14 protein-coding genes are annotated in these 15,496 nt (G+C 66.3%); 5 read left to right on the top strand and 9 right to left on the bottom strand.

What is annotated here, in order from left to right:
- The first annotated feature begins 6 nt into the window (after positions 1-6).
- Both pip and lexA read left to right on the top strand, forming a co-directional pair.
- Positions 7-957 (top strand): prolyl aminopeptidase, encoded by a 951-nt coding sequence (pip, locus tag DKG74_RS02480; protein ID WP_423841689.1) that lies wholly within the window; start codon positions 7-9, stop codon positions 955-957.
- A gap of 78 nt (positions 958-1,035) precedes the next feature.
- Entirely contained in the window at positions 1,036-1,740 is a 705-nt protein-coding gene (lexA, locus tag DKG74_RS02475; protein WP_109902221.1) for a transcriptional repressor LexA, read from the top strand.
- Here the strand turns inward: lexA and DKG74_RS02470 are convergent.
- Positions 1,734-3,800 (bottom strand): ComEC/Rec2 family competence protein, encoded by a 2,067-nt coding sequence (locus DKG74_RS02470; protein ID WP_109902219.1) that lies wholly within the window; start codon positions 3,798-3,800, stop codon positions 1,734-1,736. The two genes, lexA and DKG74_RS02470, sit on opposite strands and share 7 nt — an antisense overlap.
- A 115-nt stretch (positions 3,801-3,915) precedes the next feature.
- On the opposite strand from DKG74_RS02470, the gene gltX reads away from it, so the two are divergent.
- The 3 genes from gltX to DKG74_RS02455 all read left to right on the top strand — a co-directional run bounded on the left by gltX (position 3,916) and on the right by DKG74_RS02455 (position 7,029).
- Complete coding sequence (gene gltX, locus DKG74_RS02465; RefSeq protein WP_109902217.1) at positions 3,916-5,319, top strand: glutamate--tRNA ligase; 1,404 nt, start codon at positions 3,916-3,918, stop codon at positions 5,317-5,319.
- Positions 5,320-5,500: 181 nt separating this feature from the next.
- A complete protein-coding gene (gltA, locus tag DKG74_RS02460) occupies positions 5,501-6,796 on the top strand; it encodes a citrate synthase (RefSeq protein ID WP_109902215.1) in 1,296 nt (431 codons plus the stop codon).
- A gap of 17 nt (positions 6,797-6,813) precedes the next feature.
- A complete protein-coding gene (locus tag DKG74_RS02455; protein WP_133251473.1) occupies positions 6,814-7,029 on the top strand; it encodes a hypothetical protein in 216 nt (71 codons plus the stop codon).
- Here the strand turns inward: DKG74_RS02455 and lpxB are convergent.
- From lpxB to rseP, 8 genes are read right to left on the bottom strand one after another with little or no spacing between them, the layout of a single operon-like run.
- Positions 7,016-8,230 (bottom strand): lipid-A-disaccharide synthase, encoded by a 1,215-nt coding sequence (gene lpxB / locus DKG74_RS02450; protein WP_243403997.1) that lies wholly within the window; start codon positions 8,228-8,230, stop codon positions 7,016-7,018. The two genes, DKG74_RS02455 and lpxB, sit on opposite strands and share 14 nt — an antisense overlap.
- Positions 8,227-9,078 (bottom strand): LpxI family protein, encoded by an 852-nt coding sequence (locus tag DKG74_RS02445; protein WP_243403996.1) that lies wholly within the window; start codon positions 9,076-9,078, stop codon positions 8,227-8,229. Before DKG74_RS02445 ends, lpxB begins: the two co-directional genes overlap by 4 nt.
- A complete protein-coding gene (gene lpxA / locus DKG74_RS02440; RefSeq protein ID WP_109902209.1) occupies positions 9,065-9,868 on the bottom strand; it encodes an acyl-ACP--UDP-N-acetylglucosamine O-acyltransferase in 804 nt (267 codons plus the stop codon). The genes DKG74_RS02445 and lpxA overlap by 14 nt, the downstream gene beginning before the upstream one ends.
- 10 nt (positions 9,869-9,878) lie before the next feature.
- Entirely contained in the window at positions 9,879-10,352 is a 474-nt protein-coding gene (gene fabZ, locus DKG74_RS02435) for a 3-hydroxyacyl-ACP dehydratase FabZ (protein WP_243403995.1), read from the bottom strand.
- On the bottom strand, positions 10,345-11,379 hold the full coding sequence (gene lpxD / locus DKG74_RS02430; RefSeq protein WP_109902205.1) for a UDP-3-O-(3-hydroxymyristoyl)glucosamine N-acyltransferase: 1,035 nt from the start codon (positions 11,377-11,379) through the stop codon (positions 10,345-10,347). Before lpxD ends, fabZ begins: the two co-directional genes overlap by 8 nt.
- A 2-nt stretch (positions 11,380-11,381) precedes the next feature.
- Positions 11,382-11,960, bottom strand: a complete 579-nt coding sequence (locus DKG74_RS02425) for an OmpH/Skp family outer membrane protein (protein ID WP_109902203.1) — start codon at positions 11,958-11,960, stop codon at positions 11,382-11,384.
- A gap of 2 nt (positions 11,961-11,962) precedes the next feature.
- On the bottom strand, positions 11,963-14,272 hold the full coding sequence (gene bamA / locus DKG74_RS02420; protein ID WP_109902201.1) for an outer membrane protein assembly factor BamA: 2,310 nt from the start codon (positions 14,270-14,272) through the stop codon (positions 11,963-11,965).
- 35 nt (positions 14,273-14,307) lie between these two features.
- Positions 14,308-15,453 (bottom strand): RIP metalloprotease RseP, encoded by a 1,146-nt coding sequence (gene rseP / locus DKG74_RS02415; RefSeq protein ID WP_243403994.1) that lies wholly within the window; start codon positions 15,451-15,453, stop codon positions 14,308-14,310.
- Positions 15,454-15,496: the final 43 nt, after the last annotated feature.

Genomic DNA, 15,496 nt, shown 5'->3' with positions numbered 1-15,496 from the left:
CTGATCATGCGTACCGAGCTCTACCCCGAGATCGACCCCGTGCTGTCGGGCTTCCTCGACACCGGCGATGGCCATTCCCTCTATTGGGAGGTCTCGGGCAATGTGCGCGGCCTGCCTGTCGTCTTCGTCCATGGCGGCCCCGGCGCCGGGGCGAAACCGGTGCACCGGCGTTTCTTCGATCCCGAGACCTATTGCATCGTCGTCTTCGACCAGCGCGGCGCCGGCCGCTCCAAGCCGCTCGGCTCGACCGCGGGCAACACGACGCAGAACCTCGTCGCCGACATGGAGCGCCTGCGCGAGCATCTGCGCATCGACCGCTGGGTGGTCTTCGGTGGCAGCTGGGGCTCGACCCTCGGCCTTGCCTATGCGCAGGCTCATGCGGACCGGGTCGTCGGCCTCATCCTGCGCGGCATCTTCCTGTGCCGGCCGAGCGAAATTCAGTGGTTCCTCTATGGTATGCGGGAAGTTTTCCCCGAGAACTGGCGCGCCTTCGCCGGTTTCCTGCCGGAAGATGAACGCGGCGACCTGCTCGCCCATTACCACCGCCGTCTGGTCGATCCCGACCCGGCCGTGCATATGCCCGCCGCCCGCAGCTGGAGCACCTATGAAGGTTCCTGCTCGACCCTGCTGCCCAGCCCCGCCGTGGTCCAGGGTTTCGCGGATGACGTGACCGCCCTCGGCCTCGCCCGGATCGAGGCGCATTATTTCATCAACGACAGTTTCCTGCGCCCGAACCAGCTGATCGAGGATGTGGAGCGTATCCGACATATTCCGGCGGTGATCGTGCAGGGCCGCTATGACATGGTCTGCCCCATCCGCTCGGCCGACGATCTGCATCAGGCCTGGCCCGAGGCGGTCTATCAGATCGTGCCCGATGCCGGCCATAATGCCTTCGAGCCCGGCGTGCGCGCCGCCCTCGTCGCCGCCTGCGAGAAATTCAAGAAACTGTCGGCTTGACGGGCCGGGGGAACCAAAATAGAACATCTCAGGTGTTCCTTTTATGTTCCCAAGGCGATTCTGACGGGGGGCGAAGACGTGCTGACCAAGAAGCAATATGAATTGCTCGTCTTTATCGACGCCCGTCTGCGGGAAAAGGGTGTGTCACCGTCCTTCGACGAGATGAAGGACGCACTGAACCTGAAATCGAAATCGGGCGTGCACCGCCTGATCACCGCGCTGGAGGAACGGGGCTTCATCCGTCGCCTCGCCCATCGCGCCCGCGCCCTTGAAGTGCTGCGTCTGCCCGATCCGATCAAGGCGCCCCGCGCCCCGCGCATCGCGACGTCGGAAGGCAAGGTGATCACCGGCACCTTCTCGACCCCGCTGCCCGCCGCCCGCACGGACGAGAGTCTGGCCGCCGTCTCGCTGCCGCTGCATGGCAAGATCGCAGCCGGCACGCCGATCGAGGCCCTGTCGGATAATTCGCGCAGCGTGACCGTGCCCGCCACCATGCTGGGCCGGGGCGAGCATTACGCCCTCGAGGTTCAGGGCGATTCCATGATCGAGGCCGGCATCAACGATGGTGACATCGTCATCATCCGCCAGACCGACACGGCGGAGAATGGCACTATCGTCGTCGCGCTGATCGACGATGCCGAGGCGACGCTGAAACGCCTGCGCCGCAAGGGCAATACCATCGCCCTCGAACCCGCCAACGCCGCCTATGAAACGCGCATCTTCGGGCCCGACCGGGTGAAGGTGCAGGGCCGGCTGGTCGGCCTGTTCCGCCGCTATCACTGAGCCGTCGGCGCGCTCCGCGCCCAGTAGGCCGGGGTCCAGGGCCGCAGGCCCCGCCCTGCTTCCACCGACCGGGTTTCGCCGTCCACCGCGACGGTGAGGACACCGCTGCCCGCGAGATCGTTCCCGGTCAGGACGAGGCTGTTCGCCGGGCAATCCAGGGCTTCGTCCTTCAACTGGATGACGACGGCGGTGCAGGCGGGTGCTTCCGTCGCCCTCGATGAAGCCACCGTGACTTCGCCTCCTGTTCCCAGCTTCAGGGTGCAGATGCCCCGGCGGCAGACGTCGCGCGCCGGCAGGATATCGGGCGCCGGCAGGCCCAGGCGCTCGGCCCATTGCTCGACGACGAAACGGGGGCTGGCCGGCGGCAGCGCCAGAAGCCGGCCGCCGACCGGCGCCGCCACCGCCCGCCCCTCGCCATGAATGAGAAGAAGCGGGGTCTGCATCGTCCCCGCCAGCCACAGCGCGAACCCGGCCGCGATCAGGGGCAGGCCCGACAGGCGAAAGCCGCCGCGCCACAGGCAGAGGCAGAGACCACCGAGGACAAAGAGCAGCAAAGCCCCCTGCCCCATGGCCGGCACCGCCATCGCCGCGCCCGGCAGGGGCTCGATGGCGATGGCAAGGTCGTCGACCAGCCTTATGCCGAAACCGAGCACGGCGAGCGCCGGAGCCTCCAGCCCGAGGGGCGCGAGCACGGCGGTCGCGACCGCGGCGGGCATGATGACGAAGCCGGTCACCGGAATCGCCAACAGATTGGCGGCGAGGCCATAGACCGATAAACGGCCGAAATGGGCGATGGCGAAGGGTGCGGTCGCCAGCGTCGCGATAACGCTGGAAGCAAGGATACCGCCGAGCGCCAGCAGACCCCGGCGCAGCCAGCCGCCACCCGCGCGCCAACTCGCGACCCGCGTCCGCGCCGCCTCGTAAGCCGCGACAAGGGCGGTGACCGAGGCGAAGGACATGCCGAAGCCGGGCGCGGTCAGGCTCTCCGGCTCGATCAGCAGGACGATGGCGGCGGCGATGGCGACGAGGCGCAGGGTGATGGCCAGGCGGTCGACCAGCACGGCGAAGAGGACGATCCCGGTCATGATGAAGGAGCGCTGCGCCGGCACATCCATGCCCGCGACCACCATATAGGCCCCGGCGCTGAGGATGGCCGCCGCCGCCGCCCATTTCTTCACGGGAAAGCGCAGCGACAGGAAGGGCACCGCCGCCAGCAGCAGGCGCAGGCTGAACAGGATGACCCCGGCGGCAAGACCGATATGAAGGCCCGAGATCGAGAGGATGTGAGAAATGCCCGCCGCCCGCCAGCGCGCCTCCACCGCCTCGGGCACGGCGCCGCGCAGGCCCAGCATCAGGGCGGCGGCGATGCCCCCCTCCGGCGCCGGCATCGCCAGCACCAGCCCGTCCGCCGCCCGCTGGCGCCAGGCGTCGAGGCCGCCGGCCGACCCGGCGAGGAGCTGCGGCGCCGCCGTGGCATAGCCGACGGCACCGATGCCGTCGAACCACAGATTGCGGCCGTAATCCGGGGCACCGGGCATCACCGGACCGGGCGGGGGCAACAGAATGCCGGTGAAGCGGATGCGGGCGCCGGGGGGAAACGGCGCCGCCAACATGTCGGGATCGAAGGTGACCCGGATGCGCCGGGGCAGCGGCGCATGTCCATCGCCGCCCAGGATATCGCCCAGCACCGCCCGCGGCCGCTCTCCCGGCCGGGCCTCCATTTCATGGACCCGGGCCTCGAGTTCGAGGGGGGCGAGACGCTGGGCGAGGACCGATGTGCCGACGCGTTCGGCACGCCATTTGGCCGCGCCGAAACCGAGGCTCAGCGCCAACAGGGCCAGAAGCACGACCGCCAGCCCCTTGTGCCGGCGAAGCCCCACATAGGCGGCGCCAAAGACCAGCGCCGGCAATGCCGAAGCCAGCGGTGAAGGCTCCACCGGCAGGGCGAAATAAAGCGCGATGCCCGCGCCGATGCCGACCGGCAGCCACAGGAACCAGCGGTCGCGCATCCCGACCAGGGGATCGAGCAGGGCGACAGCGGGATTGAGCGCGAATTTCAAGAGGCCGGCCCTGCGGAATGCGACTATCGACGCATGGTATCAAGCCCTTAACGGGGTGTGATCAGGCAATTCGCCATGGTAAGAAGCGGGAGTCGAAATTCAGCTTCAGTCGGTCATGTCCTCCATCATCACGCGCTTCGCCCCCTCGCCCACCGGTTACCTGCATATCGGCGGGGCGCGGACGGCCCTGTTCAACTGGCTGTTCGCCCGCCACTTCGGCGGCACCTTCCGCCTGCGCATCGAAGATACCGACCGGCAACGCTCGACCGATGATGCGATCGAAAAGATTTTCGAGGGGATGCGCTGGCTCGGCCTCGATTGGGACGGCGATGTCGTGCACCAGTTCGCCCGCGCCCCGCTCCATGCCGCGCAGGCGCAGCGCCTGATCGCCGAGGACAAGGCCTATTACTGCTATTGCACGCCCGAAGAGCTGACCGCGATGCGCGAGGATGCCAAGGCGAAGGGTCTGCCGCCGCGCTACAACGGCTATTGGCGCGATCGCGATCCGGCGGAGGCCCCGGCCGGCGTGAAGCCCACGGTGCGCCTGAAGGCCCCGCGCGAGGGCGAGACGGTGATCGGGGACCTTGTCCAGGGCGAGGTCCGCTTCCCCAATACCGAACTCGACGACATGATCCTGCTGCGCTCGGACGGCACGCCGACCTACATGCTGTCGGTCGTGGTCGATGATCACGACATGAACATCACCCATGTCATTCGCGGCGACGACCACCTGACCAACACCGCGCGTCAGACCCAGCTTTATCTTGCCCTCGGCTGGGATGTGCCGGCCTTCGCCCATATCCCGCTGATCCATGGCCCCGACGGCGCCAAACTGTCCAAGCGGCACGGCGCCCTTGGCGTCGATGCCTATCGCGACCTTGGCTATCTGCCGGAAGCCATGCGCAACTATCTGCTCCGCCTCGGCTGGAGCCATGGCGACGACGAGACCATCTCGACCGAGCAGGCGATCGAATGGTTCGGGCTGGAGAGCGTCGGCCGCTCGCCCGCGCGTTTCGATTTCGCCAAGCTCGACAATCTGAACGGCCATTACCTGCGCGTCGCCGACAACACCCGCCTCGCCGGGCTCGTCGCCGCCGATCTCGCCAAGGCCGGGATCGAGGTCGACGCCACGGGCCTCGATCGAATCGCGAAGGCCATGGACGGTTTGAAGGCGCGTGCCAAGACCCTGGTGCAACTGACTGATTCTGCTCGCTTCCTTGTCTCGAAACGGCCTCTCGCCCTTGATGCCAGGGCGGAGAAGATCCTGTCGGTCGATGGCAAGGACAAGCTCGCCGCGCTTCGCGCCGCCGTCGCCGATCTCGACAGTTTCTCGGCCGCCCAGATCGAGGGCGCGGCCAGGGCGATGGCGGAGGCGGCGGGCGCCAAGCTCGGCGATTTCGCCCAGCCTTTGCGCGCCGCCCTCAGCGGCTCCAATGTCTCGCCGCCTATTTTCGAGGTGGCGGAAATCCTCGGCCGGGTCGAAAGCCTCGGCCGGATCGACGATGCCCTGGGGCGTTAGGAGTCATGCGCCCGCCGATGACTTGAAAAGATGCATCTCGGCCACGTCAGCCCTATTCGTGCCGAAAAGCTTCGCAGTATAATAGGGCCGAATTCAACCGAAGGGTTCGGGACCGCTCCCCCCAACGCCGGTCCCGCTCTCGTCAATCCCCAGTCAGAACGCGCTAGACGGAGTGCAGCGAATGGCCGAACGGACCTCAGTAACCCTGAATGATGGTGGCACTACGATCGCGTTGCCCTTGATGGAGGGGACGGTCGGCCCCAAGGTCATCGACATCCGCAAGCTCTACGCGGAAACCGGTCACTTTACCTATGACCCGGGCTTTACCTCGACCGCGTCCTGCGAATCCAAGATCACCTATATCGACGGCGACGAAGGCGTGCTGCTCTATCGCGGCTATTCGATCGACGAACTGGCGGACAAGAGCGACTTTCCCGAAGTCTGCTATCTGCTGCTGAACGGCGAACTGCCGACGGGCGCGCAGAAGGAAAAGTTCCTGCGCTCCATCACCTATCACACGATGGTGCATGAGCAGCTGTCGATGTTCTTCCGCGGCTTCCGCCGCGATGCGCATCCGATGGCGGTGATCTGCGGCGTGGTCGGCGCGCTCTCGGCCTTCTACCACGACTCGACCGACATCAACGACCCGCACCAGCGGCTGGTCGCCAGCCACCGCCTGATCGCCAAAATGCCGACGATCATCGCCATGGCCTATAAGTATTCGATCGGCCAGCCCTTCATGTATCCGCGGAACGATCTCGATTATTGCGAGAACTTCCTCTACATGACCTTCGGCGTGCCCTGCGAGCCTTACAAGGTCTCGCCCATTCTCGCCAACGCGCTCGACAAGATCTTCATCCTGCACGCGGATCACGAGCAGAATGCCTCGACCTCGACCGTGCGTCTCGCCGGCTCGTCGGGTGCCAATCCCTTCGCCTGTATCGCCGCCGGCATCGCCTGCCTGTGGGGGCCCGCCCATGGCGGCGCCAATGAAGCCGCGCTGAACATGCTGCAGCAGATCGGCACGCCGGACCGCATCCCCGAGTATATCGCCAAGGCGAAGGACAAGAACGATCCGTTCCGCCTGATGGGCTTCGGTCACCGGGTCTACAAGAACTATGACCCGCGCGCCAAGGTGATGCAGCAGACCGCCCGCGAAGTGCTGGACGAACTCGGCGTGCACAACGATCCGCTGTTCCAGGTCGCGATGGAGCTGGAAAAGATCGCCCTCAGCGATCCCTATTTCGTTGAGAAGAAGCTCTATCCGAACGTCGACTTCTACTCGGGCATCATCCTGAAGGCGATGGGCTTCCCCACCACCATGTTCACCCCGCTGTTCGCCCTGGCGCGTACCGTGGGCTGGATCGCCCAGTGGTCGGAAATGATCGCCGATCCGTCCCAGAAGATCGGTCGTCCGCGTCAGCTCTACACGGGTGCCACCCGGCGCAACTACACGCCGGTCGGCGAGCGCGGCTGACGAATATGGACCAGAAGGTGTCCGGCGAAACTCCGCGGCGCTCCGGCGCCCGCGGACGCTCGCCGGGCGCCGGCCTCGTTCCGCCGGGCTCGGCGCCGCGCTGGGTCCGGCTGGAGCGGCCGGCCAACGACAATATCGCCCCCTTGCGCAAGCGTATCGCGCGGGGCGTCATGCTGGCGCTGCCCTGGGTGGCCGCCGGCTTCGCGGTCTGGGAAATTATCAGGCTGTTCTGACGGCCGGCCTTTGGGCCGCCTCGATCTCGACGATGGCCCGGGCCGCCCGGGTCGAGGGCGCCGGGCCGCCCCGGCCAAGCGCGGTCATCACCCGCTGCATCGCTTCGATCTGCAGCGCACGCGCCTTCTCGTCGGTCATCAACGTCTCGATGGACGCCGCGAGATTGTCCGCCGTGCACTGATCCTGCAGGAATTCGGGCACCACCGCCCGGTCCTCCATGATGTTGATCAGATTGGCGAAACGCAGCTTCGCCATGATGCGGAACACCATGGCCGACAGCGGGCTGGTCCGATAGGCGATGGCCATCGGCGTCTCGGTCAGCGCGAGTTCGAGCGCGACCGTGCCCGAAGCGGCGAGCGCGGCGCGGCCGATGGCCATGGCCGGCAGCTTGTCCGCCGCCGCCTCGAGGATATGGGGCGTGACGGGCCAGTCCGCCGTCATCTCCCGCACCAGCCGGCTGACGTTGGGCACCGTCGGCACGAGTACGGCAAGTTCCGGCAGTCTCGCCTTCAGCAAGGCCAGCGTCTCGCCGAACACGGGCGCCAGGCGGCGCACCTCGCTCGACCGGCTGCCGGGCAGCACGACCAATACGGGGCGATCCGGCGCGATCCCGAGGCGGGCCAGCAGGGCCTGCCCCGCCGCCTTCATCTCCGCTGCGTCCGCCGCGCCTTCGACCACCGAATGGCCGACGAAGGTGGTGCCGAGGCCATGGACCTCGAAATAAGGCGGCTCGAACGGGAACAGCACCAGAAGATGGGACAGGAAGCCCGCCACCATCTTCGCCCGCCGCGGCCGCCAGGCCCAGACCGTAGGCGCCACATAATGGATGTGGCACAGGCCATGGCCCCTGATCTTCTTGCCGACCCGGAAGGAAAAGGCCGGCGCATCGACGGTCACGACGACGTCGGGCCGGGTCTCGAGGATGCGCGCGGCGACTTCCCGCACCCGGCGCAGCACATGCGCCGCCTTGGGCAGGACTTCCATGACGCCGAGCAGGGTCAACTCGCCCATGGGAAACTGACTCTCCAGTCCCTCCGCCGCCATCAACGGCCCGCCGACACCGGAAAAACGCACCGGCCGGCCCACCTCGCGCTTCAGCGCGGCCATCAGCCGCGCGCCCAGGGCATCGCCCGAGGGCTCCCCCGCGATGATGAAGACATGCAAGGGGTTAACCCCCGGCAGATTGACCTTGTCCGTCACCGTGAAATCCCCACGACGAAAAGCCCGAGGGCATCCGCCCGCGCGGCGACTCCGGCCCTGTCCATGACCAGCGTGGCCCCCGCCGCGGCGACGATACCGGCCAGCCCAGCGGCGGCGGCGCCTTCGACCGTGGCGATACCGATGACCGGCATGTCGACCCGCCGTTCCTGCTGATGCTTCGGCAGTTTCAGGAGCAGACCGGCGCGCCGCTCCCAACCGGCGCGAAGCTCGGCGACGCGGGCCAGCATCCGGTCGGTACCTTCCTTCGCCTCAATCGCCAAGACGTCGCCGTCAGCGACCACAGCCCCCTGCCCGACATCGACCCGGCCCAGCGCCTCCACGACCTCGATCGCGCGCTCGAGGTCAGCCGTGACCTCCGCCGTCAGGCCGAGACGGCCGAGCGGCCCCGCCGGCATCAGATGATCGTCCAGCACCTGATCCGCGCCGGTCACGCGGAAGCCCTCTTCCTCGAAAACCTCGACCAGGCATTTCAGCAGATTGTCGTCGCCCTTGCGGGCGGCAGCGACCACCCGGGGCAACAGCCGGATACCCTTCCAGTCGAGGCGGAGGGTGGCGAAGTCAGGCCGGGCGACATTGCCGGCCATGACGACCTCGCCGCATCCCGCCGCGCGCAGCAGGGCGAGAATCTTGCCGACCTCGCCGATCGAGGCCCAGCCATCGGCAATGCCTTCATCCGGGCGCGGCGCGGCGGAGCCGGTCAGGCCAACCACCGTGACCGGGCGCCCCTGACGCTGGCAGGCCGCGACCAGACGCACCGGCAGGTCGCCGCCCCCGGCGACGATGCCGAGCCTGACGGCCCGGCCGGCGACCGCCTCAGGCGCCGCCACGATCGGCGCGCGGCAACACGAAGGAGCGCGCGGAATCGGCCTGCATGAAGGCGACCACATCCATGACCACGTCGCTGTCACCGAATTCCTCGGCGACATCGGCAAGGCGCTCGGCCAGCGTGCCCTCGTCGGCGAAGAGCAGGCGATAAGCACGGCGCAGACCGTGGATCTGGTCGCGGCTGAAGCCCCGGCGCTTCAGGCCGATGATATTGAGCCCGGCGAGGAAGGCGCGATTGCCCATGACCGAGCCATAGGGGATGACATCCTGCTCGACACCCGACATGCCGCCGATCATGGCGTGGGCGCCAATGCGGACATTCTGGTGGATCGCCGACAGACCGCCGATATAGACGAAATCGCCCAGCGTCACATGACCGCCCAGCGTGCCGTTATTGGCCATCACCACGTTGTTGCCGACATGGCAGTCGTGACCGACGTGGCTGCTGACCATCAGCAGGCAGTTGTTGCCGACGGAGGTCAGACCGCCGCCGCCCACCGTGCCCGGGTGGATGGTCGCGTGCTCGCGGATCATCGAATTCTCGCCGATGACGATGCGCGTGTCGTCACCGATCGGCTTCAGGGTCTGCGGCGGCGCGCCGATCACGGCGAAGGGAAACACCTGCGTGCCGGCGCCGATGCGGGTATTGCCCGAAATGACGACATGGCCCTTCAGCACGACACCGTCGGCCAGCTCGACCTGGGGACCGACGATGCAGAACGGGCCGATCTCGACCCCCTCGCCGATCTTCGCGGCCGGATCGACGATGGCACTGGCATGGATGGTGGACAAAACCGGCTCCTTAGCGGTCGAGGATCATGGCGGTGACCGTGGCTTCGGCGACGAGGGTGCCGTCGACCTTGGCGGTGCCGCTGAACTTCCAGACATTGGCGCGGTGACGCACCTTCTGGACATGGATGCGCATCTGGTCGCCCGGCTGTACCGGCTTCCGGAACCGGCAGTCCTCGATCGACATGAAGTAGACAAGACGACCTTCCGCCGCCTCGCCCAGCCCCTGGATCACGGTGATGCCGGCGCATTGCGCCATGGCTTCGACGATCAGAACCCCGGGCATGACCGGATAGGACGGGAAATGGCCCTGGAAGAACGGCTCGTTGATCGTCACATTCTTGATACCGGTCGCGCTTTCCCCGCCGATCAGGTCGACCACGCGATCGACCAGCAGCATGGGATAGCGATGCGGGATCATCTGCATGATCCGCGCGATGTCGACGGCCTGGAGCGTCGCCCCGCTGGTCTCGCCGGCCTCAGACATTGTCATCCCCCTTGTGCTGGGCGAGGCGCGACAGGGTCGCCACCTCGCGGAACCATTGTTTGATGGGCACGGCCGGCGTGCCCCCGACGGTGACACCCGGCGGAACGTCGCGAATGACCCCGGCCTTGCCCGAAATCTGCGCGCCGGTACCGATGGTGACATGGTCGGCGACGCCGGCCTCGCCACCGAAAGCGACGAAATCGCCGATAATGCAGGACCCGGAAATGCCGACATGGGCCGCCAGCACGCAGCCCCGGCCCATCTTCACGTTGTGACCGATCTGCACGAGGTTGTCGATGATCGTGCCATCGCCAATCACCGTATCGCCATAGACCCCGCGGTCGATGCAGCTGTTGGCGCCGATCTCGACATCGCAGCCGATGACGACGCTGCCAATCTGCGGAATGCGCAGGTGACCAGCAGGCGGATTGGGCACGAAGCCGAAGCCCGGCTCGCCGATGCGCACGCCCCCGAGCAAAGTGGTGCGCGCCCCGATGATCGCGCATTGCACGCTCGACAGGGGGCCGACGTGAACGTCGTCGCCCAGCACGACATTCTCACCAATCACGGCATGGGCATCCAGGATGACACGGCGGCCCAATCGCGCTCCCGCGCCGACGATGGCGCCGGGCCCGATTTCGCACCCCTCCCCCAGTTGCGCGTCCTTGCCTATCCGGGCCGTCACGTCGATGCCGGACCGGGCTTCCCGTCTCGGATGGAACAACTGCGCCACCCTGGCATAGGCGACGGCGGGTTGCCGGGAATAAAGAAGGGCGACGCCGTGGGGCGCCTTGTGGGCGTGTTCCTCGCGCAGGATCACCGCGCCGGCGGCCGTTTTCGCCAGTGTCGACGCATGTCGGGCATGTCCGAGGAAGCTGATGTGATCTGCACCGGCGAATTCAAGCGGCGCGGCGCCGGTGAACACCTGGCCGGGATCTGCATCCTCGGCTAGGGTCGCGCCAGCGATTTCCGCCACGGTCGCCAGATTGAACGGCCCCCTCGCTACGAAAAAGCGAGCCTCGGCCATGGTCATTTCACAGGCGCGACTTCGACCTTGATCGAGGGCAGCTTGGCATCCAGCGCGGCCAGAACTTCCGTGGTGATCTCGAGCTTGGGGTCGAAATAGATGACTTCATTGGTGCCAAGCAGGACATTGGCGCCGCGCGCGGTCATCAACTCGGCGAAGATCGGCTCGAGCGCGTCGCGCACCTTGCCGCCAGCGTTGTCGACCGCCTCCGAAATCGCCTTGTTGATCGCCTGGGCCCGGCGCTGGGCTTCGGCCACCTTGTCCTCGAAGGCCTTCTGGCGCTTGTCTCGCTCGGCTTGCGAGAGCTTCGGCGCGGCGTCGCGCAGCTTCTTTTCCTCGTCACGCAGGGCCTGCAGGTCCTTGTCCACCGAAGCCTGGAACTTGGTCTGCACGGCCTGGATCTGACGGCGCACATCCTGCGCGGCCTTGGACTGGGTCTGCAGCCGCTGATAATCGACGATCAGCGGCGCCGCCTGCGGAAAGCCTTCCGCCGAAGCCGGCGACACGAACGCCGCCGCACCGAGGCCGGCGCCGAGAGACAGGGTGACAGCGGCCAGAACGGCCTTGAGCGTCTTTTTCATGATCAGAACTTGGTCCCGAAGCTGAAACGGAAGACCTGGGTCTTGTCGTAGCTTTCCTTGAGCAGCGCCTGCGCGAAGTCGACCCGGATCGGACCGAAGGGCGAATCCCAGGAAATGCCGAAGCCGGCCGACAGGCGCAGAGACGAATCGTCCAGCACGCTGGTGGCGCTGGTCGCGTCCACCTCGAACAGCGTGCCGAAGTCGGTGAATACGCTGGCGCGGATGCCGTATTCCTCGGGCAGGCCAACCGGGAAGCTGACCTCGGCCGTGCCGATGGCATAGATATTGCCGCCGAGGGAGTCGGTCGTGTTCGCGTCGCGCGGGCCGATACCGGCATCCTCGAAGCCGCGGAAATTCTGACCGCCGACGTCGAAACGGTCGTTCAGGTAAATGTCCTGGCCAAGGCCATGGATATAACCACCCTCGCCCGACAGCGAGGCGACGACCGAATCCGTGATCGGGTAGTAGAAATTGGCGCCCGCCGTCGTCCGGATGTAGGTGACATCACCGCCCAGACCCGCGAAATCCTGACCGAGGAACAGGTAGTAGCCGTCGGTCGGGCGCTGCGGCCGGTCGCGCCGGTCATAGGACAGGACGTAACCGACCATGGAGGTCAGGGTCTCGCCCCGGTCGCCGGCTTCCTTGACCGAGGTCGAGGCGTATTGGCCCACGTTGGTGATGTTGTCGAGACGCAGCGTGTAGCGCGTCGTCATGCGCAGATATTCGGACAGGCTGAAGCCGGCGCGCAGAGCAAAGCCGCTGCGCTCAAGGTCGTATTGCGCCTCGTCCTGGTAATCGCGGTTGATGTTGAACAGGTCGATGCCGGCGGCGACGTTGCGGCCGAGGAAGTAAGGCTCGGTAAAGCCGAAGTCGAACTGGGTGCGTTTCTGCGACACGCTGGCCGAAATGCGGATGTCCTGGCCGCGACCGAGCAGATTGCGCTCGCGCACCGACACCTCGCCGACGACACCCTCGGACGACGAGAAGCCCGCACCGATCTGCAATTCGCCGGTCGATTTCTCCTGCACGTCGACATTCATCACCGTGCGGTCGGGCGACGAGCCCTGGACCTGGGTGACGTCGACCTTGTCGAAGAAGCCGAGGGCCTGCAGACGCTGACGCGACCGCTCCTTCTTCGCCGTGTTGAAGGCATCGCCTTCCGACAGGCGGAATTCGCGGCGGATCACCTCGTCGAGGGTGCGGACGTTGCCGGTGATGTTGATCCGCTCGACATAGACGCGCGGTGCTTCGTTGATCTGGAAGGTGATGGAGACCGTCTGGGTCTCGCGGTCACGCTTCAGCACGGGGCGAATGTCGACGAAGGCATAGCCGAGATTGCCGGCGGCATCCGTCAGCTTGTCGATCGTCTTCTCGATCAGCTCGGCGTTATAGGTCTCGCCCTCAACCGGCAGCAGGCTGGCGCGCAGCTCGTCGGGGACGAGATCGCGGATGCGACTTTCGATGTCGATCGGGCCGAATTTGTAGATCGGGCCTTCATCGACCGTGAAGGTGATGAAGAAGGCGTCACGCTCCGGCGTCAGATCGGCGACCGACGACAGCACGCGGAAGTCGGCATAGCCATTGATCAGATAGAACTTACGCAGCAGTTCCCGGTCGTAGGTCATGCGATCGGGGTCGTAATTGTCTTCCGACGAGAAGAAGCGATACCAGCGCGATTCGCGCGTCGCGATTTCCTCGCGCAGATCGCCGTCGGAGAAGGCCTTGTTGCCGATGAAGCTGATGCGCTCCACGCCGGTGTTCGGGCCTTCCTTGATCTCGAACACGAGATCGACGCGGTTCTGCGGCAGCTGCACGATCTTGGGCTCGATCGTCGCGGCGAAACGGCCCGCGCGACGATAAAGCTCGAGCATACGCTGCACGTCCGATTGCACCTTCGAACGGGTGAAGATGGCGCGCGGCTTGACCTGCAGTTCTTTGGTCAGCTGATCTTCGGAGAGCTTGCTGTTCCCCTCGAGCACGACGCGGTTGATGATCGGGTTCTCGGCCACGGTCACGACCAGATCGTTGCCTTCGGCACGGATCTGCACGTCCCCGAACAGGCCGGTGGCATAGAGCGCCTTCAGCGACTCGTCGACCTTGGAAGGATCGAACCGGTCACCCGCCCGAATCGTCATGTAGGAGGCCACCGTCTCCGGCTCGACACGCTGGTTGCCTTCGACCCGGACGGCCGAGACGAGCGGCGCGGCGGATTCGGCCGCCGTGGATCCGACCTGGGCGAAAGCGACAGGCGCCGCCGCAAGACCAACGGCCAGAGATGCTGGCCCGACGAGCCGACGCGCAACGCGCAACATTGAGGACACCCCAGAACTCCCTCTGCCGCCGCCGATCAGGTGAATAGCCGGCTGATGAAATCAACGACCCGAAGCTGGACGAGATCGTTCCAGGTCGCGAACACCATCAACGTCAGCACCATGGCAAGACCGATGCGGAAACCGAATTCCTGAATCCGTTCGCCCAGCGGCCGTCCGCGCATGGCTTCAAACGCATAGAACAACAAGTGTCCGCCGTCCAGCATCGGTACCGGCAAAAGATTGAACAAACCGAGGTTTACCGAAAGTGCGGCGATCAACCAGATGAAATTCTCGAGTCCGGCCCGTGCCATGCGACCCGACATGTCGGCGATTCGCAACGGGCCGCCCAGCTCCTCGGTGCCCCGCGTGCCGCCGATCATCTGGCCGACCGCGGTCGCGGTGACATGGACCACCGTCCCGACTTCCCGCGTCGCATACCAGATCGAGTCGAAGAAGCCGCGTTCCTTGAACTCGACCCCGGCCGGCGCGACGCCGAGCAGGCCGATCTTCTGCTTGCCGCCCTGGCCGTCGTCGATCTCGGTCACGGTCGGCGTCACCTCGACGGTCAGCGGCTTGCCGTCGCGCTCGATCTCGACGCTGACGGGCGTGCCCTGATTGAGCCGCATGTAGAGGCGCAGGTCCTCGAAACTTTCGACCGAGCGGCCGTCGACGGCAAGGAAACGGTCACCCTGACGCAGGCCCGCAGCCTCGGCGGCGCTGCCGGGCGACACCGTGTCCACGACGGGCGCGGTGAAAGGCTGGCCCAGGGTGATGAACAGGCCAAAGAACAGCGCGATGGCCAGCAGGAAATTGGCGATGGGGCCGGCGGCGGCAATGGCCGATCGTTTGGCCACGCTCTGCCCCTGATAGCTCACCTGCCGCTCGGCATCGGTCATGCAGATGGTGCCGTCGGGCAGCGCCGAGGTCGCGTCGGCGTCGCCGAAGAAGCGGACATAGCCACCGAGCGGCAGGGCCGAAACCCGCCAGCGCGTGCCCCGCCGGTCGGTCCAGCCGAAGAGTTCGCGCCCGAAGCCGATGGAGAACACCTCGACCTTCACGCCGCAGCGCCGCGCGACCCAGAAGTGGCCGAACTCATGGACCGAAACCAGGACCGAGATGGCGATGACGAAGAAGACGATGGTGTGAAGCGACGAGCCGATGCCGCCGATGATCTCGCCCAAGGACTGATGCCTTTCCTCATGCGCGGCCCGTGAACCGCGCCGG

Origin of the sequence: Zavarzinia aquatilis, from assembly GCF_003173035.1 — a bacterium.
Taxonomy (GTDB): domain Bacteria; phylum Pseudomonadota; class Alphaproteobacteria; order Zavarziniales; family Zavarziniaceae; genus Zavarzinia; species Zavarzinia aquatilis.
This window is presented reverse-complemented; position numbering and strand designations above follow the sequence as displayed.